This is a genomic window from Nostoc sp. JL33 (assembly GCF_017114985.1).
GTDB lineage: Bacteria > Cyanobacteriota > Cyanobacteriia > Cyanobacteriales > Nostocaceae > Nostoc.
On the sequence record NZ_JABXKP010000106.1, the window covers coordinates 1 to 23265 of the forward strand.

Consider the following 23265-nt stretch of genomic DNA (forward strand, 5'->3'; position numbering starts at 1 on the left):
CGTTAATATACTCCATCATCCCATACTGTATTGTACTCAAGCAGGAACCGCTATATAATTATCCCCATGTCATTCTTAGGGGCAACCTTCTTTGATCCTGATACATTACCAGTTGCTCTGAAAGTCGTATACCTGTTACCGTTTAGCTACGGCAGCATCGGACTGCGTGTAGTTGCTGATTTACCCTTGTCCCAGTTTCCTTCGTACAGCATACCGATTTTGCTGGTGATCGCGATCGCTCTTTCTCTGTGGGGTGGTTATAAATTCGCTCATCAACAAAATTAAAGCCTTGATCACAACCTGTGCTTTAACTGTTGGATTTTCTGTAAAACTTTTTCTTGATGCTGCGTAAGCTTGATCCATCGGGGTAGGCGACTGGCAAGACTGCCATTGTGCCAGCCTAATGTGTCATCTGGCAAACGTTCTCGCAACCTTGATTGAACATAGCTTTCCAGAAAGTTCAAATGTGCTTCATTATACGCCCAAAGCACCTGACCGCAACAAGAGGTTTGTAGCCACAGGGGCAAGCCAAAAAAATGGTCTAATATTCCATAGCTGGAATTCCTTTGAGCCATGTAATTGTTTTGCCACAATAACAGTGCAGGTTTTCCTTTGGCAGCATTTGACTGTTGTTTTGTATAGCTACAATGCTGACAGCTAATTCTTTTGATTGAACCCAGACTTGATTGCTCAGAGTTTACAGTTAATATTTTGGCAGTGCGTAGGCGCAGCCTGCCGTAGGCATCGCATTGTGGACAACGAACTAAAATTTCTTCCTCAAAATCAGAAAGCCGTTTGCCATAGTCTCTAAACCTTATAACCATTTCAGATACGCACTTATACCGTTTGTGCAACAAATTCCAGAATTTATGCTGATCCGCTCTGCTACAACAACTGACGTACCCGCAGTTTTACCAATGGTTGCCAAAATTTGTGCTTTGCATGAATCTTGGGATTCCGCTAAATATGGTTTTCTAACCCATCCAGAACAGCGTTATGAACAATGGTTGACGCGTTTAGCAAATAGCGAGCGCAGTATATTTCTAGTATCAGAAAATGAAGGGCAACTTGTAGCTTTTCTGGTGGCAACAGTTGAGCGAGAAATACCAATTTATCGGTTACAGGAATTTGCTTTTATTCATGATATCTGGGTTGAGCCGGAATATCGCCAAAAGGGAATCGCGCGGCAGATGGTAATGCTAAGTGTTGAACGCTTTCATCAGATGGGTGTCAAGCAAATCCGTTTAGATACAGCAGCTGCTAACGAGGCTTCACGGCGGTTATTTGCATCTTGTGGTTTTCGATTCAGCATTATTGAAATGCTGATTGAATTGAGTCATTAGTCATTAGTTATGAGCAAATGACTAATGAACGCCACTTGCTTTAACGGGGGGAACCCCCGCAACGCAGTGGCTCCTAATGACTAACTAGCTAACAGAGTTTTTTCTAGAGAAGTCCAACGGAAAGCGCGATCGCCACCTCTCTCAATGACTACTCTTACTCGTGGTTCTAGCTGAGGCAAATTCGTTAAATACTCAAGTTCCTCATTGGAAAGAATATGCCCTTCAATAATCCACAAGACCAGCCCCTTTGACTTTGGTGGTAGCTGTTCTAAATGAGAATTGAGAATTGGTGGCAGATAGTACACATAACCTACTGCGGCACCGCTACCATTACTTTTTTTGCCAAGATGAGGAGGTCTGACTCCATGAATTCTTGTGAGATACGCAGCTACGTCGCCCAGTCCCTTGGCAGTAATGTGGAGGGTGGTATAGCCAGCGGCGCGTAGTCGGCGCTGATATCGACCTTCATAACCCCCTTCCAGAGGTACATACACTCCAAGAGCGCCAAATTTTTCCAGATCGCGGATTAAACCGTTGCCAGTGGTAATTAGTGCCATAGATTTTCGTTTTATCCCACTTAGATATCTCTATTATTTACCCTGAATCGATAGATTAAGTTAAAGCATTTTCTTTGGGCATGGGGCATTGGGGATGAGGCATAGTTATTTTCCTTGTCCCCTTGTCCCCTTGTCTCCCCCCCAATCCCCATTCCCCAAAAATAACTCTATAAACTACTGGACAAACATAAATAAATAATTTATATTATTAGATTGTGACCAAACACGCAAATTAGGTGTCCTTTTTAGTGTGATTCTGAGGTAGTTTTAGCATCAAAAGCTGATGACTTAATCCAAATAGGATAATCTAACTCAGATTGATCATAGACTGGTAAACTAAGAAAGGTTTCAGGTCAACATTGGAGCTTATGGAAGAATAACCAAAGCTAATCCTAAGCTCCAGAGTACATTTACTCCTGTGCCTCTGAAAAAACGGGCAAAATCTTAAACAATAGTTTAAGGTGTTTAAGGAAGTAAAAACTGAGCAGCAATGTTGGTTTCATGGCATTACCTCAGTCTCAGTTAAGGGATACTGGGCGGTAAAAACCGCTTAAGTCCAACTGCAACACGGCAGTAGCCAACCTCCGGGAAGCCGCCCTTCGGGCGTGTACGAATCGGAAAACCCGCCGACAGCGCTGCCTCCAGAAAGTGCCAGAGCAATTGCTTGGACGAAAGCATTGCTGCACACAGCTTTAAGCTGTAGCGCCTTGCATTGATTCCAGAAGTTACTCCTTCCCAATGGGAAGGGACTTGTGGCTGTTCTGGTGATCTAGTGAGTGAATCTGTTTAGCTTCACCAAGCAGTACGGACACGGTTTGTTGTGTCCCAAAGCATTTGGAGCGGTTTATTTAAACCATTCCAAATTTCGCAGGCTAACCCAGCCTAAACTGATGCGTACAAAGCGTGTCCTCTAGAGTCCAATTCCAAGGTCAGCAAGTAGAAAGGAGAACCAGTTACTGTGTCTGTAGGTATTCTCGGCACCAAGCTGGGCATGACTCAAATATTTGACGAAGCAGGAGTAGCCATTCCTGTGACTGTCATTCAAGCAGGGCCATGCACCGTTACACAAGTTAAAACGAAACAAACCGACGGTTACTTTGCCATTCAAGTAGGTTATCGCGAAGTTAAACCAAAGGCACTGAACAGACCACTACTGGGTCATTTGGCAAAATCATCTGCCCCAGCATTGCGTCACTTAAATGAATATCACACCGAAAGTTCTGGTGATTATGCTTTAGGTCAACAGATTAAAGCAGATATTTTTAGTGCGGGTCAAATTGTCGATGTAGTCGGCACAAGCATCGGTCGCGGCTTTGCGGGAAACCAGAAGCGTAACAACTTTGGTCGCGGGCCAATGTCACACGGTTCCAAAAACCACAGAGCGCCCGGTTCTATTGGTGCTGGTACAACACCAGGTCGTGTCTATCCAGGTAAGCGGATGGCAGGGCGTTTAGGTGGGAAACGCATCACAATCCGCAAGCTGACCATAGTGAGAGTTGACCCAGAACGCAACTTATTGCTAATTAAGGGAGCCATTCCTGGTAAACCGGGTGCTCTAGTAAGTGTTGTGCCTGCAAACATAGTGGGATAGTCAAAAGTCATTAGTCAAAAGTCATTAGTCAAAAGTCATTGGCTAAGGACAAATGGCAAAAGACCAATGACGACAAATGACAAAGGACAGATAACAAAGATGGTTGAAAGCGTAGTTAAAAATTGGCAAGGAGAACAGGTCGGTGAGACGACCTTCGAGTTGCGCGTTGCCAAGGAACAAACAGCGTCTCATATTGTACACCGCGCCTTAGTACGGCAATTGACCAATGCTCGTCAAGGAAATGCCAGTACAAAAACTCGTTCTGAAGTTAGGGGTGGCGGCCGTAAACCTTGGCGGCAAAAAGGTACTGGTCGCGCTCGTGCAGGCTCTATTCGTTCACCACTGTGGCGTGGTGGTGGTGTCATCTTTGGGCCAAAACCCAGAGACTTCAACCTCAAGTTGAACCGCAAAGAGCGACGTTTAGCACTGCGGACAGCATTTGTAAGCCGCATTGACGACTTGATAGTAGTAGAAGAATTTAGCACCGAGCTATCTCGCCCGAAGACTAAAGATTTAGTCTCAGCGCTTGCCCGTTGGGGAGTAGTACCAGAAAGCAAGTCACTGTTAATTTTGTCTGAAATTGCGGATACAGATAACGTTTATTTGTCAGCCCGCAACATTGAAAATTTAAAACTAATTGCAGCCGACCAGTTAAATGTTTTTGATTTACTGCACGCTGACAAGATTGTAGTTACGGCATCAGCCCTAGAAAAAATTCAGGAGGTCTACAGTGCCTAGCTTTGACCCCCGCGACCTTGCCGACTTAGTGCGTCGCCCAATTGTCACCGAGAAAGCGACCATCTTGATGGAGCAGAACAAGTACACCTTTGAAGTAATTCCAAAGGCATCTAAGCCAGAAATCAAGGCTGCGATCGAAGACTTGTTTCAGGTCAAGGTTGTAAAAGTCAACACCATCCTACCACCGCGTAAAAAGCGGCGCGTTGGTAAATTTATTGGTTATAAACCCCAATATAAGCGAGCCATTGTCACCCTCGCACCTGGGGATGAAGACAAGATTAGACAAGTTCTATTCCCAGAAGTCTAGGAATTTTAGATTTTAGATTTTAGATTTTAGATTGAGGAGTTTACTGAATAAGTCCCAAAGATGGTCACAATTAGTTAAACACTCATTAAATCCAAAATCCAAAATTCAAAATCCAAAATTAAGTAAATCCAAAATCCAAAATCCAAAATAGATTATGGGTACTCGTTCTTATCGCCCTTATACCCCCAGCACTCGCCAAGTTACAATCTCTGACTTTGCGGAAATTACCAAAACCGAACCAGAGAAATCCCTAACTACCTCGAAGCATCGCGCCAAAGGTCGGAATAATCACGGACGGATTACTAGTCGTCGCCGGGGTGGCGGACACAAACAGCTTTACCGGATCATCGATTTTAAAAGGGATAAACATAATATTCCTGCCAAAGTCGCAGCGATTGAATACGATCCTAACCGCAATGCCCGAATTGCCCTTTTGTATTACCAAGATGGCGAAAAGCGGTACATCCTCCACCCCAACGGGTTAAAAGTTGGAACAATAGTTATTGCTGGGCCTGAGGCTCCCTTTGAAGATGGTAATGCCTTACCGCTCTGGAAGATTCCCTTGGGTACTAGTGTTCACAACCTAGAACTGACTCCTGGTAAAGGTGGTCAAATCGTGCGTGCTGCTGGTGCTAGCGCCCAAGTCGTGGCAAAAGAAGGTAATTATGTAACTCTGAAGTTGCCTTCAGGAGAAGTCCGCTTGATTCGACGCGAGTGCTACGCCACCATTGGGCAAGTAGGCAACACCGATGCAAGAAACCTGAGTGCAGGTAAAGCCGGACGAAATCGCTGGAAAGGTCGCCGTCCTAAGGTTAGAGGTAGCGTCATGAACCCAGTTGATCACCCACATGGTGGTGGTGAAGGTAGGGCACCTATCGGTAGATCTGGGCCTGTTACACCTTGGGGTAAACCCACATTGGGTGCGAAGACACGCAATCGCAAGAAACTCAGCAGCAAATTGATTGTGCGTCGTCGCCGTAAGTCTTCTAAACGCGGTCGCGGTGGTCGTGAATCATAGAATTTTAGATTTTGCGAAAAGTCGGAGCGGAGGTTTCCTCCGATCTGAACTTTTCAAGACAGATTTTGGATTTTAGATTGGGGTCTACTTGTGAACATTGAAAATTTGTGAAACTTGAAAAGACAGCTAATTATCCAAAATCCGAAATTCTAAATCCTAATTCCTAAATCCTAAATCCAAAATTGAACTATGGGTCGTTCTCTAAAAAAAGGTCCTTTTGTTGCGGATCATCTCCTAAAGAAAATTGAAAAGCTCAACGACAACAACAGAAAAGAAGTTATTAAAACTTGGTCACGAGCTTCGACAATTTTGCCCCTAATGGTAGGTCATACCATAGCTGTTCACAACGGACGCCAACACGTTCCAGTTTTTGTAAATGAACAGATGGTAGGACACAAATTGGGGGAATTTGCCCCAACACGCACCTACAGGGGTCACGGAAAAAGCGACAAAAAAGCAGGTAGGTAGTTATTAGTCATGAAGTCATTAGTCATTAGCTAAAGACAAGTGACAAATGACCAATGACAAATGACAAAATTGGAGAAAATTATGGCTAATGATACTACTGAAGTAAAGGCGATCGCCCGTTTTATCCGCATCTCGGCCTATAAAGTGCGTCGGGTACTCGATCAAATCCGGGGGCGATCGTACCGAGAAGCGCTAATTATTCTGGAATTCATGCCCTATCGCGCCACTGAACCCATATTGAAGGTTCTCAGAAGCGCTGCTGCCAATGCCGAACACAACGCTGGGTTAGATCGGACTCAACTAGTGATTACTAAAGCTTATGCCGATCAAGGGCCGCCGTTGAAGCGGTTCCAGCCAAGGGCGCAAGGTCGAGCTTACCAAATTCGCAAGCCGACGTGTCATATTACTGTGGCTGTTGCAGCCGCCCCAGAAAAATAAGCTTTTTTTACACGAATAAATTGCGTAAAGTAAGAAATTTTAGAGGAAGCATTCGTGGGACAGAAGATTCATCCAGTTGGTTTTCGCCTGGGTATTACACATGAACATCAATCCCGTTGGTTTGCTGTTCCTGATCGCTATCCAGAACTTCTCCAAGAAGATTACAAACTCCGTCAATACATAGAACAAAAGCTGGGTAGACAGGCTCAAAACAACGCCGGAATTTCCGAAGTACGGATTGAGCGCAAAGCCGACCAAATCGACTTAGAAGTACGCACAGCTAGACCAGGCGTAGTAGTTGGTCGTGGTGGACAAGGTATCGAATCCTTACGTACCGGACTTCAAGGACTGTTGGGTAGTAATCGCCAAATTCGGATTAACGTAGTTGAAGTTCAACGAGTTGATGCTGATGCCTACCTAATTGCCGAATACATTGCTCAACAATTGGAACGCCGGGTTTCCTTTCGGCGGGTAGTGCGACAGTCAATTCAACGTGCCCAACGCGCTGGTGTCCAAGGTATTAAAATCCAAGTCAGTGGTCGGCTCAACGGTGCAGAAATTGCCCGGACAGAGTGGACTCGTGAAGGTAGAGTACCTTTACATACCTTACGGGCTGACATTGACTACTCTTATTGCACGGCAAAAACTGTTTACGGTATCTTGGGCATCAAAGTATGGGTGTTTAAAGGAGAAATTATTCCTGGACAGGAAGAAACTCCGCTACCACCCGCAAGCCGCGATCGCGAACGCGATCCCCGTGATCGTGATCGTGAACCCCGTCGTCGTCAGCAACAACGTCGTCGCCAGCAATTTGAAGACCGTTCAAATGAAGGATAAATCGTCATTAGTCATTAGTCATTAGTAAATGGCAGATGACAAATGACAAATAGACAAGTGACAAATGACAAATGACAAACCATGTTAAGCCCTAGAAGAACTAAATTCCGCAAACAACAGCGCGGACGCATGCAGGGACTAGCCACTCGTGGCAGCACCCTCAACTTCGGTGATTTTGCACTCCAAGCGCAAGAACCTGCTTGGATTACCTCGCGGCAAATCGAGGCTTCTCGTCGGGCAATGACCCGTTATATTCGTCGGGGTGGACAAATCTGGATTCGGATTTTCCCTGATAAACCTGTAACCATGCGTCCTGCTGAAACCCGGATGGGTTCCGGTAAAGGTAATCCAGAATTTTGGGTAGCGGTAGTCAAACCAGGGCGAATTTTGTTTGAAATCGGTGGGGTTTCTGAAGAAATCGCCCGTGAAGCTATGCGCTTGGCTTCATTTAAACTGCCCATAAAAACTAAGTTTATTGTGCGCTCTCAACCACAGGAGCAGGAGTAGCTGATGCCTCTTCCCAAGATTTCAGAAGCTAGAGAATTAAGTGACGATAAGCTTTCCGAAGAAATTGTCGCGATCAAAAGACAACTATTTCAGTTGCGCTTGCAAAAAGCCACCAGACAACTAGAAAAGCCCCACCAGTTCCGGCAAATCCGACACCGCCTAGCCCAATTGCTGACAATAGAAACAGAACGCAAACGGGCAGCAAGTCAATCGGCTAAAGAAGAAAAGTAGGAGATTATGGCAGTCAAAGAACGAGTTGGCTTGGTAGTGAGCGATAAAATGCAAAAAACTGTGGTAGTAGCCATAGAAAACCGCGCTCCTCACCCCAAGTACGGCAAGATTGTAGTCAACACCCAACGATATAAAGTTCACGACGAAGAAAATAAGTGTAAAGTAGGCGATCGCGTTCGCATTCAGGAAACTAGACCCCTGAGTAAAACCAAGCGCTGGAAAATCACAGAAGTCCTGAACGTCAAACCCACTTAAACCTCATCGTTGTTAGAAACTAACAACATTCATTACAAGGGAGAATAATTGTGATTCAACCCCAGACTTACCTGAATGTCGCAGATAATAGCGGCGCCCGTAAACTAATGTGCATCCGCATCTTAGGTGGAGGCAACCGCCGTTATGGTTTTATTGGCGATAAAATTATCGCCGTTGTCAAAGATGCTGCACCTAACATGGCTGTAAAAAAGTCTGATGTCGTGGAAGCAGTAATTGTCCGAACTCGTAAAGCTGTATCTCGTGACAGCGGCATGAGTATTCGCTTTGATGATAACGCCGCTGTGATCATCAACAAAGACGGTAATCCCAGAGGCACACGGGTTTTTGGCCCAGTTGCACGGGAACTGCGCGATAAAAACTTTACTAAAATTGTTTCTCTGGCTCCGGAGGTGCTTTAATGGCAACCAAACAGGGTACGCCCAAAGTATTCCACAAAATGCACGTCAAAACTGGCGACACCGTACAAGTGATTGCTGGCAAAGACAAAGGAAAAGTTGGCGAAATTACTCAGGCACTTCCCCAACTGAGTAAAGTTATCGTCAAAGGTGTCAACATTAAAACCAAGCACGTCAAACCCCAGCAAGAAGGGGAATCAGGGCGAATTATTACCCAAGAATTCCCGATTCATAGCTCCAACGTGATGCTTTATTCCACCAAGCAAAACGTTGCCAGTCGTGTTTGTTATACCTTTACATCAGAAGGCAAAAAAGTCAGAAAACTCAAGAAAACTGGCGAGATTCTGGATAAATAGTTAGAAGTTAGGAATTAAGAGTTAGGAATTAAATTTAACTCATAACTCATAACTCATAACTCATAACTCATAACTTTGTTCCCTGACCAAGCCCAGGGATATCAGGACAAAAAAATTATGCCGACAACAAGACTCAAAAGCTTATATCAAGAGACAATCGTCCCCAAACTGATCAATCAGTTTCAATATACCAACGTTCATCAAGTACCGAAGTTGGTAAAGGTTACGATTAACCGAGGTTTGGGTGAAGCAGCTCAAAATGCGAAGTCACTAGAGGCATCCATTAACGAAATTGCCTTGGTAACAGGTCAAAAACCAGTGGTGACACGGGCGAAAAAGGCGATCGCTGGCTTTAAGATTCGTCAAGGTATGCCTGTGGGGATCATGGTTACTCTCAGAGCCGAACGGATGTATGCTTTTTTCGACCGACTAGTTAGCCTGTCATTACCCAGAATCCGAGATTTTCGTGGCGTTAGCCCTAAAAGCTTTGACGGACGCGGTAACTACACTCTAGGTGTAAGAGAACAGCTAATTTTTCCAGAAGTCGAATACGACAGCATCGATCAAGTCCGTGGGATGGATATTTCCATCATCACGACAGCAAGAAACGACGAAGAGGGACGCGCCTTACTTAAAGAATTAGGAATGCCCTTTCGCGATCAATAAGTTCATCTATAGAGGGAACGATGGCGGCTAACGACACAATTGCAGATATGCTGACGCGCATCCGCAATGCCAACCTGGCGCGGCATCAAACTACACAAGTGCCAGCTACAAAAATGACCCGGAGTATTGCCAAAGTACTACGGGAGGAAGGCTTTATTGCTGAAATTGAAGAAGCAGAAGAAGGGGTAAAACACAATCTGGTGATTTCCCTGAAATACAAGGGTAAAAACCGTCAGCCTCTGATCACCGCCTTAAAGCGAGTGAGTAAGCCTGGCTTACGTGTTTATTCCAACAGAAAAGAATTACCAAGGGTACTAGGTGGCATTGGCATTGCCATTATTTCTACATCCAGTGGGATTATGACTGACCGCGAAGCGCGGCGTCAGAACTTGGGTGGCGAAGTGCTTTGTTACGTTTGGTAGTCATTGGTCATTAGTCATTTGTCATTAGTCATTAGTGAAAGACAAAAGACAAAGGACAAAGGACAAATAACAAAGGACAAAAAGTCATGTCTCGTATTGGTAAACGTCCAATTACTATTCCCGCCAAAGTTCAAGTGGCGATCGATGGTACGAATATTGTGGTGAAAGGGCCGAAAGGAGAACTTTCTCGCACTCTCACAGCTAATGTCTCAGTCTCCCAAGAGGGAGAAATATTACAGGTAAATCGTCGGGATGAAACTCGTACCTCAAAGCAGCTGCACGGCTTGAGCCGCACTTTAGTTGCCAACATGGTCGAGGGAGTTTCCCAAGGTTTTCAGCGCCGTTTAGAAATTCAAGGTGTTGGTTACCGGGCACAACTTCAAGGGCGTAACCTAGTTTTAAATATGGGTTTCAGCCATCAGGTGCAAATTGTTCCCCCAGATGGAATTCAGTTTGCAGTAGAAGGTACCACTAACGTCATTGTCAGCGGCTATGACAAAGAAATCGTAGGCAACACAGCCGCAAAAATCCGTGCCGTTCGTCCACCAGAACCTTACAAAGGTAAAGGCATTCGCTATGCCGGTGAAGTGGTTAGACGGAAAGCTGGTAAGACTGGTAAGGGTGGTAAGAAGTAAAAATGAAACTTACTCGTAGAGAATCAAAAAACCGTCGCCATCGACGCGTTCGTGGCAAAGTTATTGGCTCCCCAGAACGTCCGCGTTTAGCGGTATTTCGTTCTAATGAGCATATTTATGCCCAGTTAATTGATGATACTCAGCATCAAACTATAGTGGCAGCATCGACTGTAGAACCAGAGTTGAAATCTAGTTTAACCTCATGTGCAAACCGCGACGCATCGGTGCAAGTTGGTAAGCTGATCGCAGTGCGATCGCTAGAAAAAGGCATCACCAAAGTAGTCTTTGATCGCGGTGGTAACTTATATCATGGTCGTGTCAAAGCACTAGCTGATGCAGCACGCGAAGCTGGTTTAGATTTCTAAAGTCATTGGTCATTAGTCATTAGTCATTGGATAAATGACAAAAGACAAATGACAACTGACCCTTCGGGTGACGCTCCTACGTCGCTATCGCTTCGCTAACGCCAGTTACTCATGCGGGAAACCCCCAAGACCGCACTGGCTCACAAATGACGTTCACCAGAGCATAAATTATGGCAACAGAGCGTAAAAGTAGAACAAAGCGTGCCAAAAAAGAAGAAACCACTTGGCAAGAGCGGGTAATCCAAATCCGACGCGTGAGTAAAGTGGTCAAAGGTGGTAAAAAACTCAGCTTCCGAGCGATCGTTGTCGTCGGTAACGAACGCGGTCAAGTTGGTGTCGGAGTAGGCAAAGCCTCAGATGTAATTGGCGCCGTCAAAAAAGGCGTAGCCGACGGCAAAAAACACCTCATTGATATCCCAATCACCAAATCCAACTCCATCCCCCATCCCATTGATGGTGTAGGTGGCGGTGCAAAGGTGATTATGCGTCCAGCCTCACCTGGTACTGGGGTAATTGCTGGTGGAGCTGTACGAACTGTGTTGGAATTGGCAGGAGTTCGTAACGTCTTAGCCAAGCAACTTGGCTCCAACAATCCGCTCAATAATGCTAGAGCCGCAGTCAATGCCTTATCTACACTGCGTACTCTTTCTGAGGTCGCCGAAGATCGCGGTATTCCTATTCAAAATCTCTACATCTAAGTGGTCATTTGTCTGTAGTCCCTAGTCCTTTGCTCTTAGCTATGACGACAAATGACCCTTTGGGTGATACTCCTACGTCGCTACTGCTTCTCTAAAAGACGTGCAAGGGACGCTAACGCCAGTTGCTCATGAGGTGAAACCCCCAGACGCTCGTAAGCGTTGCGTTAGGGACTGTGCGTAGCGTCTGACTCGCTCTTTGTGGCGCTATCGCTTTTAGCCTCTCCCCAACTCCAAAAGACGCTCCTTCGCGTTGGGAGAAGACCGCACTGGCTCACAAACGACAAATGACGCCACTTGCTACAAGCCGGGAAACCCGTCCAACGCAGTGGCTTACAAATGACAAACGACAAATGACAACTTGATAACTTATGAGACTCCATGATGTTAAGCCCCAAAAAGGCTCAAAGAAACGCAAGAAGCGTGTAGCTAGAGGTATTTCTGCCGGTCAAGGTGCTAGTGCTGGTCTAGGTATGCGAGGTCAAAAATCTCGTTCTGGTAGTGGTACTCGACCAGGTTTTGAAGGTGGTCAACAGCCATTGTACCGCCGCTTGCCTAAGCTGAAGGGCTTTCCGATTGTGAATCAGAAGATTTACACTACGATTAATGTAGAGAAGCTAGCCTCCCTTCCCGCTAATACGGAAGTAACTTTGACCTCCTTGAAAGCGGCAGGTATCCTGACTGCTGTCAAGGGACCATTGAAAATTTTAGGTAACGGGGAATTGAGCACTCCGCTCAAGGTACAAGCGGCAGCTTTCACAGGTACAGCTCGGAGCAAAATTGAGGCAGCTGGGGGGAGTTGTGAAGTCTTATGAGTGAGCCGGAACAGCGCACTTAAATGCAAGCCAACTCGCTGTCAGCGCCTGGTTCACTATAAAGGTAGCACTCTATGATCAGTCGAGATAAAGCCCCAACGGCTCAAGAAACTTTTATGCAGATGGCACAAGCAGCCGGGCTTAGAGGTAGGCTGCTTGTCACTGTCGGTATTTTAATTTTGGTTCGCCTGGGTATCTTTTTGCCCATACCAGGAATTAATCGAGAACGGTTTCATGAAGCCATTTCGGGAAATAATTCCGTATTCGGTTTATTGGATATATTTTCAGGACGCGGACTTTCAACTTTAGGCGTCTTTGCTTTAGGGATTTTGCCCTTCATTAATGCGTCTATTATTATCCAATTACTCACTGCGGCAATTCCATCTTTAGAAAATTTACAGAAAAATGAAGGCGAAGCGGGTCGGCGGAAAATATCGCAAATTACCCGCTATGTAACTGTATGTTGGGCAATTATTCAAAGTACAGCTTTCTCGGCATTATTCCTCCAGCAATTTGCCTTAAACCCAGGCCCAATCTTCGTTGCTGAAACGGCGATCGCTCTGACTGCTGGTTCCATGTTCGTAATGTGGGCATCAGAACTAATTACAGAACGTGGAATTGGAAATGGAGCATCCTTGTTGATTTTTGTCAACATTGTTGCGTCATTACCAAAAGCTTTAGGCGATACTATCGACTTGGTGCAAGTCGGCGGTCGGGAAACAGTTGGCCGCGTGATAGTACTGATCTTAGTTTTCCTGGCAACCATTGTTGGTATTGTGGTTGTGCAGGAAGGAATGCGCCGCATCCCGATTATTTCGGCTCGTCGCCAAGTAGGTCGTCGAGTTTTGGCAGAGCAACGTAGCTTTTTACCCTTGCGGCTAAATCAAGGCGGCGTAATGCCAATTATTTTTGCCGCGGCCATCCTCAGTTTGCCACTGCTGATAGCCAATTTCGCCAAGAATGCCGAATTGGCAAATATAATTAACACTTATCTCAGTCCAAGCGGTTCTAGCTCCTGGGTGTATGCTTTGGTCTACATGATTTCGATCATTTTCTTCAGCTACTTCTATTCTTCGTTGATTCTCAACCCAGTAGATGTGGCGCAGAACTTGAAGAAAATGGGTTCTAGTATTCCTGGCATTCGTCCCGGTAAGGCAACTAGCGAGTATATTGAGCGGGTGTCAAACCGACTCACTTTTTTGGGTGCGATCTTTTTGGGACTGGTTGCTATTATCCCAACCGGTGTGGAAAGTGCTTTAGGTGTACCCACCTTTAAAGGACTGGGTGCTACCTCTCTGTTAATTCTAGTTGGTGTGGCGATTGATACGGCAAGACAAATCCAAACTTACGTGATCTCTCAGCGCTATGAAGGAATGGTGAAACAATAGTGACGCGACTAATCTTCTTGGGACCGCCTGGAGCTGGTAAAGGAACACAAGCTCAAACGTTGGCTGAACACTTGAATATTCCCCATATTTCTACTGGTGAAATATTAAGACAAGCCATGAAAGAGCAAACTCATTTGGGAATCAAGGCTCAAAACTATGTAAATAGCGGTGAGTTAGTACCCGATCAGCTAGTGCAGGACTTGGTACAGGAGCGCCTCAGTCAACCAGATGCAAAAAATGGTTGGATTCTTGATGGTTTTCCCCGGAAAGTGACGCAAGCGGCTTTTTTAGAAGAATTGCTGCAAACAATACATCAGAGTGGCGAAAGGGTAGTCAATCTAGATGCACCTGATGAAGTTGTGATCGCACGTTTGCTAGCTAGAGGACGAAAAGATGATACCGAAGAGGTGATTCGTCGTCGATTAGAAGTGTACCGCTCTGAAACTGCACCCTTAATTGATTATTACGGCGATCGCCAAAAACTCCTAACAGTAAATGGCAATCAGTCCCAAGAAGATGTCACTGGTGAACTCCAAAAGGTAATCGCTTCCTGAAAAGCAAGGGGAGTAGAGAATTCACCACTCACCACTCCCCCTACCAAGAAGCAGATCAATTTTAGCTAAGATATATTAATAAACTGTTGATATTTTTCTTAAAATGTGTTTGTTTGCAGATGAAGTGCTGCAACTGAACAAAAGATTGTTGAGTTGAGGAAAAAACAAATTGTCTAAACAAGATTTGATTGAAATGGAAGGCACGGTTACAGAGTCTTTGCCCAATGCGATGTTTCGCGTTGACTTGGACAATGGCTTTAACGTGCTGGCACATATTTCCGGCAAGATTCGCCGCAATTATATCAAGATTTTGCCCGGCGATCGCGTCAAGGTAGAGTTAACCCCCTACGATTTGAGTAAAGGCAGAATTACCTATCGACTACGAAAGAAGTAAGTATATGTAGAGAATTATACCATAAAACCATTTTCTTGACTGTTTACTAGTCAATTAACTGGATTAATTTCCCTAGAAATGCTATGATTTTATATTTGGAGTCAAAGAATAAAAGGCATGAAAGTTAGAGCCTCAGTCAAGAAAATCTGTGAAAAATGTAACGTGATCAAACGTCGTGGTCGCGTCATGGTGATATGCGTGAACCCCAAGCACAAGCAACGTCAAGGATAACGCTCTTACCAACAGAGCCAGCTGTAACACGCATATCATCATTAAAACAAAACGAAAAGACGCGATTAATCACGTTTTTCTAACCAACAGTAATTGCGAGAACAATAGGGAGAGTTCATTGTGGCACGTATTGCCGGAGTAGACCTTCCACGCGATAAGCGCGTCGAGATCGGTCTGACTTACATCTACGGAATTGGGTTATCACGCTCTCAAGAAATTATAGCGGCTACTGGTGTGAACCCAGACACCCGCGTTAAGGACTTAAGTGATACCGATGTGACAGCCCTGCGAGGGGAAATAGAAAGCAACTATCAAGTTGAAGGCGACTTGCGGCGCTTGGAGTCTTTGAACATCAAGCGCTTAGTTGACATTGGTACCTACAGAGGGCGTCGTCATCGCATGGGCTTACCAGTCAGAGGCCAAAGAACTCGCACAAATGCCAGAACCCGTCGAGGAAGAAGGCAGACAGTGGCTGGGAAGAAGAAGGCTCCAGGGAAATAATTTTGCAACGCTTGCTAATCCGAGCAAGTTTTACCTTAAATCAACTAAACAAGTATGGCGAGACAACCAACTAAAAAATCCGGGAGCAAGAAGCAGAAACGGAATGTACCCAGTGGGATGGCCTACATCCAGTCTACTTTCAACAATAGCATTGTCACCATTACCGATCAAAATGGAGATGTCATCTCCTGGGCTAGTGCTGGTTCTAGCGGTTTTAAGGGAGCAAAAAAGGGAACTCCCTTTGCAGCGCAAACCGCAGCTGAAAGTGCAGCCCGTCGAGCTATTGATCAAGGAATGCGCCAAATTGAGGTAATGGTCAGTGGGCCAGGAGCAGGTAGAGAAACCGCTATCCGGGCACTTCAAGGAGCAGGACTGGAAATTACACTGATTCGGGATATTACCCCGATTCCTCACAATGGTTGTCGTCCACCCAAGCGCCGTCGAGTTTAAACACCAAGACTTGGGCAGTGAGGACGAAAAGTTACAGCCAGCAATGACCGCTTGGGCGTCTAACGTGCAAAGTGTCATTGGGTGAAAGCTTGGGCGACCAGAAGCGTGTCAGATTTTCCCGCCGGGAAAGCTGTTCAACTTCCGGCTACCCAAAATATATTAATCAATTTTGGATTTTAGATTTGCGATTTTAGATTGAACCCGACTACAAGGGTGCGGGGCTTCGTGGATTTTAAGTTGATGATTTAAAATTTGTTGTGCCTACAAGAGGCGGAGCATGAACCAAAGAAGCAGAATCCAAAATCCAAAATCCAAAATTGGCAATCAATTCAGGAGGCAATTGATTTGTCTGCTAGCAGCACCTTAGAAAAAGGGAGGCTCATCCGTGGCGCAGTTTCAAATTGAATGTGTAGAGTCGAATACCGAGGAAAGCCGGAACCATTACAGTAAATTTGTTTTGGAACCTCTAGATCGCGGTCAAGGAACAACTGTTGGCAACGCACTGCGGCGGGTTTTACTGTCTAATCTAGAAGGTACAGCAGTAACAGCAGTGCGGATTGCAGGCGTTTCACATGAGTTCGCCACAGTTCCGGGCGTGCGGGAAGATGTGCTGGAAATCCTCATGAAAATGAAGGAAGTTATCCTGAAAAACTATTCTTCGCAGCCCCAGATTGGTAGATTACTCGTTAGCGGTCCAACAACAATCACTGCGGCGCATTTTGATTTGCCCAGTGAAGTAGAAGTCATCGATCCGACCCAGTATGTAGCCACCATCGCTGAGGGTGGAAAGCTGGAAATGGAATTTCGGATCGAGAAAGGCAAAGGCTATCGCACCGTTGAGCGAGGACGTGAGGAAGCCACATCGTTGGATTTTCTCCAAATCGACTCGATATTTATGCCGGTGCGAAAAGTCAACTACAGTGTTGAAGAATCTCGTGGGGAAGGCTTGATTCCAAAAGACCGACTACTGTTGGAAGTTTGGACAAATGGTAGTATTTCCCCCCAGGAAGCACTATCTTCGGCCGCGGCAATCTTGGTAGATTTATTCAACCCGTTGAAAGACATCTCCCTAGAACCAACAGACACAGGTTCGGATATTCCAGACGACCCAACTGCCCAGATACCCATCGAAGAGTTACAACTTTCTGTGCGGGCATATAACTGTCTCAAACGGGCACAAGTTAACTCTGTGGCAGATTTGTTGGATTATACCCAAGAAGACCTCTTAGAAATTAAGAACTTTGGGCAGAAGTCAGCAGAAGAGGTTGTGGAAGCTTTGCAGCGACGCTTGGGTATCACCCTGCCAATGGAAAGAGGCTCTAAACACCCTTAAGAAAAACCGTTCATAATTCATAGTGCATAATTATGCGTCACCGTTGTCGCGTCAAAAAACTCAGTAAACCAGCCGATCAACGCCGTGCTTTACTGCGATCGCTCGCCACCGAGCTGATCCGTCATGGTAAGATCACCACCACTTTAATTAGAGCGAAAGTTCTCCGAAGTGAAGTGGAAAAAATGATTACCCTAGCCAAAAATGGCTCCTTATCAGCACGCCGGGAAGCTCTTGGCTATATCTTCGACAAACAACTGGTTCACGCTCTATTTGAGCAAGCTCCGACTCGATATGGTAGTCGTCAGGGCGGTTATACCCGCATCCTGCATACCGTACCGCGTCGGGGTGATAATGCAAAAATGGCAATAATTGAATTGGTTTAAGTCATTAGTGAGCCAGTGCGGTCTTCTCCCAAAGGGAGAGGCTAGCGCCAAGGGGGTTTCCCCCATGAGTAAGTGGCGTTAGCGAAGCGATAGCGACGTAGGAGCGTCACCCGAAGGGTCATTGACTCTTGACCAATGACAAAGGACGAAATCTGTATGTTAGAAAGCCACCAGCCTACACAAACTCATCGAGTAGCCTTGGTAATCCAATACCTGGGCACTCATTTTCATGGCTGGCAACGGCAAAAAAAACAGCGGACAGTCCAAGAAGAGATAGAAACAGCGCTCGCTACTATTCTTGGGCATCATGTGACACTACACGGTGCCGGACGAACCGATTCTGGAGTTCACGCTGCTGCTCAAGTAGCCCATTTTGAAGCAACGGGTTTAATTCCGCCTCACAAGTGGGCAACAATCCTAAATAGCTATCTGCCGTCAGATATATTAATCAGGGCTTCAGCTAGTGTAGATAACCGTTGGCACGCTCGCTTTAGTGCAGCCTATCGACGGTATCGCTACACAATATACACTGAAGATCGACTTAACTTGTTTGTAAGACCCTTCAGTTGGCATTATTATTATGCACCCCTGGATGAATCTTTAATTGAAGCTGCCCTGAAACCTCTCTTGGGAAAGCATCACTTAGCTGCTTTTCACCGTGCAGGCTCAAAGCGATCGCATTCTTGGGTAGAGGTGCAAGCAGCAGAGTGTCGTCGCAGTGGGCCATTTATCCATATTGAAATACAGGCAGATGGATTTTTGTATGGCATGGTACGGCTGTTGGTAGGGATGCTGGTACAAGTAGGTTCTGAACAACGAACACTTTCTAGCTTCACCGAACTCTGGAAAGAACAACGCCGGGAAGAAGTGAAATATGCCGCACCGCCTCAAGGCTTGTGCTTGTTGCGAGTCGGCTATCCAGATTTTCCCTTTCCAAAAGAGATTTGGTACGACAGCTTGCCAAAGTTCGTCACTAGTCAAGAGTCATTAGTCATTGGTCAGTATAGACGCGATTAATCGCGTCTATACAATGGTCATTAGTGAATAACAAAGGACAAAGGACAACTGACAAATGACAAAAGACAATTGACTAATGACAAATTAAAAATGACAAAGGACAAATGACAAATGACAACAAGTAAAACATACCTTCCTTCTCAAGCATCGCTTGAGCGTGAGTGGTACATAGTAGATGCCACCGATAAACGCCTCGGTCGCCTCGCCAGCGAAATCGCCCAGGTATTGAGAGGCAAAAAGAAACCCGAATATACACCCCACCTAGATACAGGTGACTTCGTAATCGTCATCAATGCCGAGAAAGTAGCAGTCACAGGCAAAAAGCGCACTCAAAAGCTTTACCGTCGCCATTCTGGTCGTCCTGGTGGGATGAAAACGGAAACTTTCGCTAAGTTGCAACAGCGCATACCAGAGCGGATTTTAGAACAAGCTGTTAAAGGTATGCTACCTAAAAATAGCCTGGGTAAGCAGTTGTTCACTAAGCTGAAAGTCTACGCTGGGCCCACACATCCCCATGATGCTCAAAAACCTAAAGAACTAAAAGTTAGTACAATTCCTGGAGAAGAAAATTAATGGTAGTAGCAGACGCCAATAGCGGTCGCGCCGTATACTGGGGTACTGGCCGTCGTAAGAACGCAGTAGCACGGGTACGCTTGGTTCCAGGCAGCGGTCAACTGACTGTGAACGGTAAAGATGGAAACTTGTATTTCCAATTTAACCCCAACTACCTGGGAGTCATCAAAGCACCCCTGGAAACTCTGGGATTAGAAAACGAATATGACATTTTGGTGAAAGCAGAAGGCGGCGGCTTGACCGGACAGGCTGATTCTGTGCGTTTGGGAGTTGCTCGTGCTTTGTGCCAGCTAGACCCAGACAACCGCCCACCTTTGAAAACCGAAGGTTATCTGACTCGTGATCCCAGAGCAAAAGAGCGGAAGAAATATGGTTTACATAAAGCTCGGAAAGCGCCTCAGTACTCTAAGCGTTAGGGAATTGGGCATTGGTGAAGAAGGTGATAGGTTACAGGGGACAGGTGATAGTTTTCTGTTAGCTGTAACCTGTTCCCTTCTCCCTTCTTCTAGCTGCAATTGAAACCTGAAAGTTATAATAGATATAGATTCAACACAAAAAAACAATGGCTAAATCTGATATTCACCCCAAGTGGTATCCAGACGCTAAAGTTTACTGCAACGGTCAAGTTGTTATGACCATTGGCTCTACCAAGCCAGAATTGCACGTAGATGTTTGGTCTGGAAATCACCCATTTTACACCGGCACTCAGAAGATTATTGACACCGAGGGTCGAGTAGAGCGCTTCCTCCGCAAGTACGGCATGAGCAGCACTCAAACATCTGGCGACGACCAAAACAAAAAGTAGCGGGTTGGCTCTGCTGTTAACGACGGCCCTGCATCAGCTGGGTCGATTTTGATTTATATGCTCGAGCCAATTTGTTATTTTTTTAAGGAGCGATCGCACTGGTCATGGCTGAATCATACTTACTGGACAAACTAAAATCCGTTGAACAAACCTTTAATGAATTAACACGTCGTCTTGGCGACCCCGATACCGCTAGCAATCCTGATGAATATCAAGAAATTGCTAAGTCTCGTTCTTCTTTGGAAGAGGTAGTTGATACTTATGAAATTTGGAAAACAGCCCAAGAAGACTTGATCGGAGCGCGTCAGGTTTACAAAGAATCTGCAAGTGACCCAGAGTTGCAAGAAATGGCAGCACTGGAAGTAAAGGAGCTTGAACAAAAAATAGAATATTTAGAGACTCGCTTAAAAGTCTTACTGCTACCACGCGACCCCAATGATGAAAAGAATATCATGTTGGAAATTCGCGCTGGTACTGGTGGCGATGAAGCAAGTATTTGGGCTGGCGATTTGATGCAGATGTACACCCGCTATGCTCAGACTCAAGGTTGGAAAGTTTCTCTAGTGAGCGAATCTCGAGGAGAAATGGGTGGCTGGAAAGAGGTCATTCTCGAAATTAAAGGTAATGACGTTTACAGCCAGTTAAAGTTTGAAGCTGGAGTGCATCGTGTGCAGCGCGTGCCGGCAACTGAATCTGGGGGACGAGTTCATACTTCCACAGCCACCGTGGCGATTATGCCAGAGGTGGATGATGTGGAAATTCACATTGACCCCAAAGATATTGAAATGACTACAGCTCGTTCTGGTGGTGCTGGTGGGCAAAACGTCAACAAGGTGGAAACAGCCGCCGACTTGATGCACAAACCGACAGGAATTCGGATTTTCTGTACAGAAGAACGCAGCCAGTTGCAAAACAAAGAACGGGCGATGCAAATTCTGCGGGCGAAGTTGTATGAGATGAAGTTACGCGAACAACAAGAGGCTGTAACTTCCATGCGGCGATCGCAGGTTGGTACTGGATCGCGATCGGAAAAAATTCGCACTTACAATTATAAAGATAACCGCGCTACTGATCATCGGTTAGGTCAGAATTATTCCCTTAACCCTGTTTTAGAAGGTGATTTAGAGACACTTATCCAATCTTGCATATCTCTAGACCAGCAAGAACGTCTCGCGGAGTTAGCGACTTCTGCCGCTAACTAATTTTTGCTGTTAAAAATACTGTAAAACCACTTGTTGCGCCGTTACTTTTAACACACACAGGTGGTTTTCTAATATCGCGTGGAGTGCATCTTCCATTTCACTGGGATAATTGTAATAGGCAAATTCATACTTCATGACGTAATTTAGCTTCGCCCATTCCTTCAGGTTTTGACAGGTATGAATTAGCTTTTCTGCTTCTTGTTGCCAACGCGCAAAAATCCGGTAGCTGTAAAAGCTGCTGCACACGTTACCTTGATTATCCCAGTAGGAAATACATACCTGATGCTTCAGGCGATGGATTTTTTTGATTTGTTTAACATCGTAGCCTTTAGCTTTCAAAGCTTCTTTGGCTTCAGCCTCCGAAATGTGCCACTGTTCTGGTTTAATTTTATTAGTGGCTATAAGGTTTTTACCTTTGCGGCGATATTGATTAACTTTGTATGGCTTGTGAAACATGATGCACCTTTGATATTATTTCTTCGCAGCAAAGTCTGGCTACTAGCACAAGCGCCGTAGCAAACTAAGTTTTTTGGATTGGTTAAAGATAGATGGGTTAGTCTACTAGCTTAATGCCTGTAGTTGCCGATTTACAACCAGAGATATAGTTTAGTACTGAAACACAAGGCTGTCAATATAAAAGTAAACTTGTATTATTGAAAGTAAACTTGTAAATACAGTTGGCTAGCCATATAAGCAGTGAAGATCGAAAGCAAACAAAAACTGATTGAAATCATTAAACTAGCTCGCGGTTCAATGAGTCAGCGAGCGTTTGGTAAGCTTTTGGGAGTATCTGCTACTGCTGTTCAGATGTGGGAAAAAGGTGTGAAGGTGCCAGATACAGAAAATTTGGCTCAAATCGCATCGAAAGCAGGCTACACAATGGAAGAATTAATCAGCTGCATAGATGGCAAGCCAATTCCAGAAACCTCAGATTTGAGTCTGATTCTGAGACAAATCCAGCATATGCCTCTGGGACAAGTGGCTCAAATTGTGCAAGCTGCGGCAGATAGATTGGCTGCTGTGGCTGAAGCATCCGGGGATGAAGCAAAAGCAAGTTGAATATTAAAATAATTCGTAATTCGTAATGACGCTCTCTACGAACGCGAATAGCGTGTCGCAGACAGACGCTAAAAGCGTAGCTTGTCCTCCGCAGGAGTACGCGGACTCGCTAACGCTGCGCTAACGTAATTCGTAATTAAGTTTTTTAAGAGCGATTTAGCGCAAAATCGGATCAAACTAGCTCGTGGTCTTTTGTTGTCAAGATTCAACTCTATGGACAAACTTTTTTTGTATGACCAAGACTTCTATGGCTGGACACAGCAGCAGGCTAAAGCGTTAGAGCAGAGGCTAGTTATGGAACTAGATTGGCAACACCTGCAAGAGGAAATTCAAGCTTTGGGCAGACAGGAGTATCGAGAACTCGTAAGTCATTTGAGTTTATTACTCGGCTATCTCTTGAAGTGGGAGTATCAACCCGAACAACGCGATCGCAGTTGGTTTTTAACAATTCGAGAACAGCGTCGCGCCATCCACAGACATCTGCGACAGAACCCCAGCTTAAAGTCTCGAATAGAAGAAGCCTTGTTAGATGGCTTTGAAGCGGGAGTGGATTTGGCGCTACGAGAAACTAACTTACCATTACGAGCTTTTCCAGAGCATTGCCCCTATTTATTTGATGATGCGATCGCAGACAATTTTCTGTGCGATACTCGTCAAGACTGGGAAGGATAATTCCTGCCATTTTTTTGACGCTCATTTTTTATATGGATACACG

At 45.4% G+C, this 23265-nt stretch carries 37 protein-coding genes and 1 pseudogene; 35 read left to right on the plus strand and 3 right to left on the minus strand.

From position 1 onward, the window contains the following. Nucleotides 1–45 precede the first annotated feature (45 nt). Nucleotides 46–285 (plus strand): annotated as a pseudogene (locus HWQ23_RS32785) (ABC transporter permease); the annotation flags it as partial. A gap of 8 nt (nt 286–293) precedes the next feature. On the opposite strand, the gene HWQ23_RS32790 reads toward HWQ23_RS32785, so the two are convergent. Next, on the minus strand, nt 294–824 hold the full coding sequence (locus HWQ23_RS32790; RefSeq protein WP_292838024.1) for a hypothetical protein: 531 nt from the start codon (nt 822–824) through the stop codon (nt 294–296). A 24-nt stretch (nt 825–848) separates the two neighbouring features. On the opposite strand from HWQ23_RS32790, the gene HWQ23_RS32795 reads away from it, so the two are divergent. Then, nucleotides 849–1343: a GNAT family N-acetyltransferase gene (locus HWQ23_RS32795; protein ID WP_292838026.1), complete on the plus strand. Its 495-nt coding sequence runs from the start codon at nt 849–851 to the stop codon at nt 1341–1343. A gap of 80 nt (nt 1344–1423) precedes the next feature. Here the strand turns inward: HWQ23_RS32795 and ndhN are convergent, their stop codons facing one another. After that, nucleotides 1424–1900 carry an NAD(P)H-quinone oxidoreductase subunit N gene (gene ndhN / locus HWQ23_RS32800; protein WP_292838028.1) on the minus strand — a complete coding sequence of 159 codons (477 nt, stop codon included), beginning with the start codon at nt 1898–1900 and terminating at the stop codon, nt 1424–1426. A 958-nt stretch (nt 1901–2858) separates the two neighbouring features. On the opposite strand from ndhN, the gene rplC reads away from it, so the two are divergent. From rplC to prfA, 31 genes are all read left to right on the plus strand, one after another. Further along, nucleotides 2859–3491 carry a 50S ribosomal protein L3 gene (rplC, locus tag HWQ23_RS32805; protein ID WP_292838030.1) on the plus strand — a complete coding sequence of 211 codons (633 nt, stop codon included), beginning with the start codon at nt 2859–2861 and terminating at the stop codon, nt 3489–3491. A 99-nt stretch (nt 3492–3590) separates the two neighbouring features. Further along, nucleotides 3591–4229 (plus strand): 50S ribosomal protein L4, encoded by a 639-nt coding sequence (gene rplD / locus HWQ23_RS32810; protein WP_292838183.1) that lies wholly within the window; start codon nt 3591–3593, stop codon nt 4227–4229. Next, nucleotides 4222–4536, plus strand: a complete 315-nt coding sequence (locus tag HWQ23_RS32815) for a 50S ribosomal protein L23 (RefSeq protein WP_292838032.1) — start codon at nt 4222–4224, stop codon at nt 4534–4536. Before rplD ends, HWQ23_RS32815 begins: the two co-directional genes overlap by 8 nt. A gap of 154 nt (nt 4537–4690) precedes the next feature. Continuing rightward, on the plus strand, nt 4691–5554 hold the full coding sequence (gene rplB / locus HWQ23_RS32820) for a 50S ribosomal protein L2 (protein ID WP_292838034.1): 864 nt from the start codon (nt 4691–4693) through the stop codon (nt 5552–5554). Nucleotides 5555–5743: 189 nt separating this feature from the next. Then, nucleotides 5744–6022 carry a 30S ribosomal protein S19 gene (gene rpsS, locus HWQ23_RS32825; protein ID WP_012410721.1) on the plus strand — a complete coding sequence of 93 codons (279 nt, stop codon included), beginning with the start codon at nt 5744–5746 and terminating at the stop codon, nt 6020–6022. An 81-nt stretch (nt 6023–6103) separates the two neighbouring features. Beyond that, the gene (gene rplV / locus HWQ23_RS32830; RefSeq protein ID WP_292838036.1) at nt 6104–6460 is read left to right on the plus strand and encodes a 50S ribosomal protein L22; all 357 of its coding nucleotides are present in this window, start codon (nt 6104–6106) and stop codon (nt 6458–6460) included. Nucleotides 6461–6514: 54 nt separating this feature from the next. Next, nucleotides 6515–7297, plus strand: coding sequence for a 30S ribosomal protein S3 (rpsC, locus tag HWQ23_RS32835; RefSeq protein ID WP_292774911.1), 783 nt, complete (start codon nt 6515–6517; stop codon nt 7295–7297). An 81-nt stretch (nt 7298–7378) separates the two neighbouring features. Next, nucleotides 7379–7804 (plus strand): 50S ribosomal protein L16, encoded by a 426-nt coding sequence (gene rplP, locus HWQ23_RS32840; protein WP_292838038.1) that lies wholly within the window; start codon nt 7379–7381, stop codon nt 7802–7804. 3 nt (nt 7805–7807) lie between these two features. After that, a complete protein-coding gene (gene rpmC, locus HWQ23_RS32845) occupies nt 7808–8035 on the plus strand; it encodes a 50S ribosomal protein L29 (protein ID WP_292838040.1) in 228 nt (75 codons plus the stop codon). Nucleotides 8036–8041: 6 nt separating this feature from the next. Continuing rightward, nucleotides 8042–8290: a 30S ribosomal protein S17 gene (rpsQ, locus tag HWQ23_RS32850; protein WP_100901244.1), complete on the plus strand. Its 249-nt coding sequence runs from the start codon at nt 8042–8044 to the stop codon at nt 8288–8290. A gap of 50 nt (nt 8291–8340) precedes the next feature. Beyond that, nucleotides 8341–8709 carry a 50S ribosomal protein L14 gene (rplN, locus tag HWQ23_RS32855; RefSeq protein ID WP_292838042.1) on the plus strand — a complete coding sequence of 123 codons (369 nt, stop codon included), beginning with the start codon at nt 8341–8343 and terminating at the stop codon, nt 8707–8709. After that, nucleotides 8709–9062, plus strand: a complete 354-nt coding sequence (gene rplX, locus HWQ23_RS32860; protein ID WP_196518358.1) for a 50S ribosomal protein L24 — start codon at nt 8709–8711, stop codon at nt 9060–9062. The genes rplN and rplX overlap by 1 nt, the downstream gene beginning before the upstream one ends. 117 nt (nt 9063–9179) lie before the next feature. Beyond that, a complete protein-coding gene (gene rplE / locus HWQ23_RS32865; protein WP_292838044.1) occupies nt 9180–9728 on the plus strand; it encodes a 50S ribosomal protein L5 in 549 nt (182 codons plus the stop codon). A 20-nt stretch (nt 9729–9748) separates the two neighbouring features. Next, entirely contained in the window at nt 9749–10150 is a 402-nt protein-coding gene (gene rpsH, locus HWQ23_RS32870) for a 30S ribosomal protein S8 (RefSeq protein WP_012410712.1), read from the plus strand. An 86-nt stretch (nt 10151–10236) separates the two neighbouring features. Beyond that, nucleotides 10237–10785, plus strand: a complete 549-nt coding sequence (rplF, locus tag HWQ23_RS32875; protein ID WP_292838046.1) for a 50S ribosomal protein L6 — start codon at nt 10237–10239, stop codon at nt 10783–10785. Between the two features lie 2 nt (nt 10786–10787). After that, nucleotides 10788–11150 (plus strand): 50S ribosomal protein L18, encoded by a 363-nt coding sequence (rplR, locus tag HWQ23_RS32880; protein WP_292838048.1) that lies wholly within the window; start codon nt 10788–10790, stop codon nt 11148–11150. Between the two features lie 170 nt (nt 11151–11320). Further along, a complete protein-coding gene (gene rpsE, locus HWQ23_RS32885) occupies nt 11321–11848 on the plus strand; it encodes a 30S ribosomal protein S5 (RefSeq protein WP_094328453.1) in 528 nt (175 codons plus the stop codon). 368 nt (nt 11849–12216) lie between these two features. Next, nucleotides 12217–12660, plus strand: coding sequence for a 50S ribosomal protein L15 (gene rplO / locus HWQ23_RS32890; RefSeq protein ID WP_292838050.1), 444 nt, complete (start codon nt 12217–12219; stop codon nt 12658–12660). A 74-nt stretch (nt 12661–12734) separates the two neighbouring features. Then, nucleotides 12735–14048, plus strand: a complete 1314-nt coding sequence (gene secY, locus HWQ23_RS32895) for a preprotein translocase subunit SecY (protein ID WP_292838052.1) — start codon at nt 12735–12737, stop codon at nt 14046–14048. Beyond that, a complete protein-coding gene (locus HWQ23_RS32900; protein WP_292838054.1) occupies nt 14048–14602 on the plus strand; it encodes an adenylate kinase in 555 nt (184 codons plus the stop codon). The genes secY and HWQ23_RS32900 overlap by 1 nt, the downstream gene beginning before the upstream one ends. A 169-nt stretch (nt 14603–14771) precedes the next feature. Then, complete coding sequence (gene infA, locus HWQ23_RS32905; protein WP_006196724.1) at nt 14772–14996, plus strand: translation initiation factor IF-1; 225 nt, start codon at nt 14772–14774, stop codon at nt 14994–14996. A 117-nt stretch (nt 14997–15113) separates the two neighbouring features. Further along, nucleotides 15114–15227, plus strand: coding sequence for a 50S ribosomal protein L36 (gene rpmJ, locus HWQ23_RS32910; RefSeq protein ID WP_015129703.1), 114 nt, complete (start codon nt 15114–15116; stop codon nt 15225–15227). Nucleotides 15228–15347: 120 nt separating this feature from the next. Then, a complete protein-coding gene (gene rpsM / locus HWQ23_RS32915; protein WP_292838056.1) occupies nt 15348–15728 on the plus strand; it encodes a 30S ribosomal protein S13 in 381 nt (126 codons plus the stop codon). Between the two features lie 54 nt (nt 15729–15782). Then, a complete protein-coding gene (gene rpsK, locus HWQ23_RS32920) occupies nt 15783–16178 on the plus strand; it encodes a 30S ribosomal protein S11 (RefSeq protein ID WP_012410703.1) in 396 nt (131 codons plus the stop codon). 385 nt (nt 16179–16563) lie between these two features. Beyond that, nucleotides 16564–17511, plus strand: a complete 948-nt coding sequence (locus tag HWQ23_RS32925; RefSeq protein WP_292838058.1) for a DNA-directed RNA polymerase subunit alpha — start codon at nt 16564–16566, stop codon at nt 17509–17511. Between the two features lie 32 nt (nt 17512–17543). Further along, nucleotides 17544–17894: a 50S ribosomal protein L17 gene (gene rplQ, locus HWQ23_RS32930; RefSeq protein WP_292838060.1), complete on the plus strand. Its 351-nt coding sequence runs from the start codon at nt 17544–17546 to the stop codon at nt 17892–17894. Nucleotides 17895–18050: 156 nt separating this feature from the next. After that, on the plus strand, nt 18051–18911 hold the full coding sequence (truA, locus tag HWQ23_RS32935; protein WP_292838062.1) for a tRNA pseudouridine(38-40) synthase TruA: 861 nt from the start codon (nt 18051–18053) through the stop codon (nt 18909–18911). 111 nt (nt 18912–19022) lie between these two features. Continuing rightward, nucleotides 19023–19484, plus strand: coding sequence for a 50S ribosomal protein L13 (gene rplM, locus HWQ23_RS32940; protein ID WP_229497708.1), 462 nt, complete (start codon nt 19023–19025; stop codon nt 19482–19484). Beyond that, complete coding sequence (gene rpsI, locus HWQ23_RS32945) at nt 19484–19900, plus strand: 30S ribosomal protein S9 (RefSeq protein ID WP_229554269.1); 417 nt, start codon at nt 19484–19486, stop codon at nt 19898–19900. The genes rplM and rpsI overlap by 1 nt, the downstream gene beginning before the upstream one ends. Nucleotides 19901–20046: 146 nt before the next feature. Further along, nucleotides 20047–20289, plus strand: coding sequence for a 50S ribosomal protein L31 (rpmE, locus tag HWQ23_RS32950; protein ID WP_292759704.1), 243 nt, complete (start codon nt 20047–20049; stop codon nt 20287–20289). Between the two features lie 104 nt (nt 20290–20393). After that, nucleotides 20394–21491, plus strand: coding sequence for a peptide chain release factor 1 (gene prfA, locus HWQ23_RS32955; RefSeq protein WP_292838064.1), 1098 nt, complete (start codon nt 20394–20396; stop codon nt 21489–21491). A 9-nt stretch (nt 21492–21500) separates the two neighbouring features. On the opposite strand, the gene HWQ23_RS32960 is transcribed toward prfA, so the two are convergent. Next, a complete protein-coding gene (locus HWQ23_RS32960) occupies nt 21501–21947 on the minus strand; it encodes a hypothetical protein (RefSeq protein ID WP_292838066.1) in 447 nt (148 codons plus the stop codon). A 240-nt stretch (nt 21948–22187) separates the two neighbouring features. Between HWQ23_RS32960 and HWQ23_RS32965 the strand changes: the two genes are divergently transcribed. Together HWQ23_RS32965 and HWQ23_RS32970 are read left to right on the plus strand one after the other, a co-directional pair. Further along, nucleotides 22188–22550 (plus strand): helix-turn-helix domain-containing protein, encoded by a 363-nt coding sequence (locus HWQ23_RS32965; protein WP_292838068.1) that lies wholly within the window; start codon nt 22188–22190, stop codon nt 22548–22550. Between the two features lie 213 nt (nt 22551–22763). Beyond that, a complete protein-coding gene (locus HWQ23_RS32970) occupies nt 22764–23222 on the plus strand; it encodes a DUF29 domain-containing protein (protein ID WP_292838070.1) in 459 nt (152 codons plus the stop codon). The last annotated feature ends 43 nt before the right edge of the window (nt 23223–23265 follow it).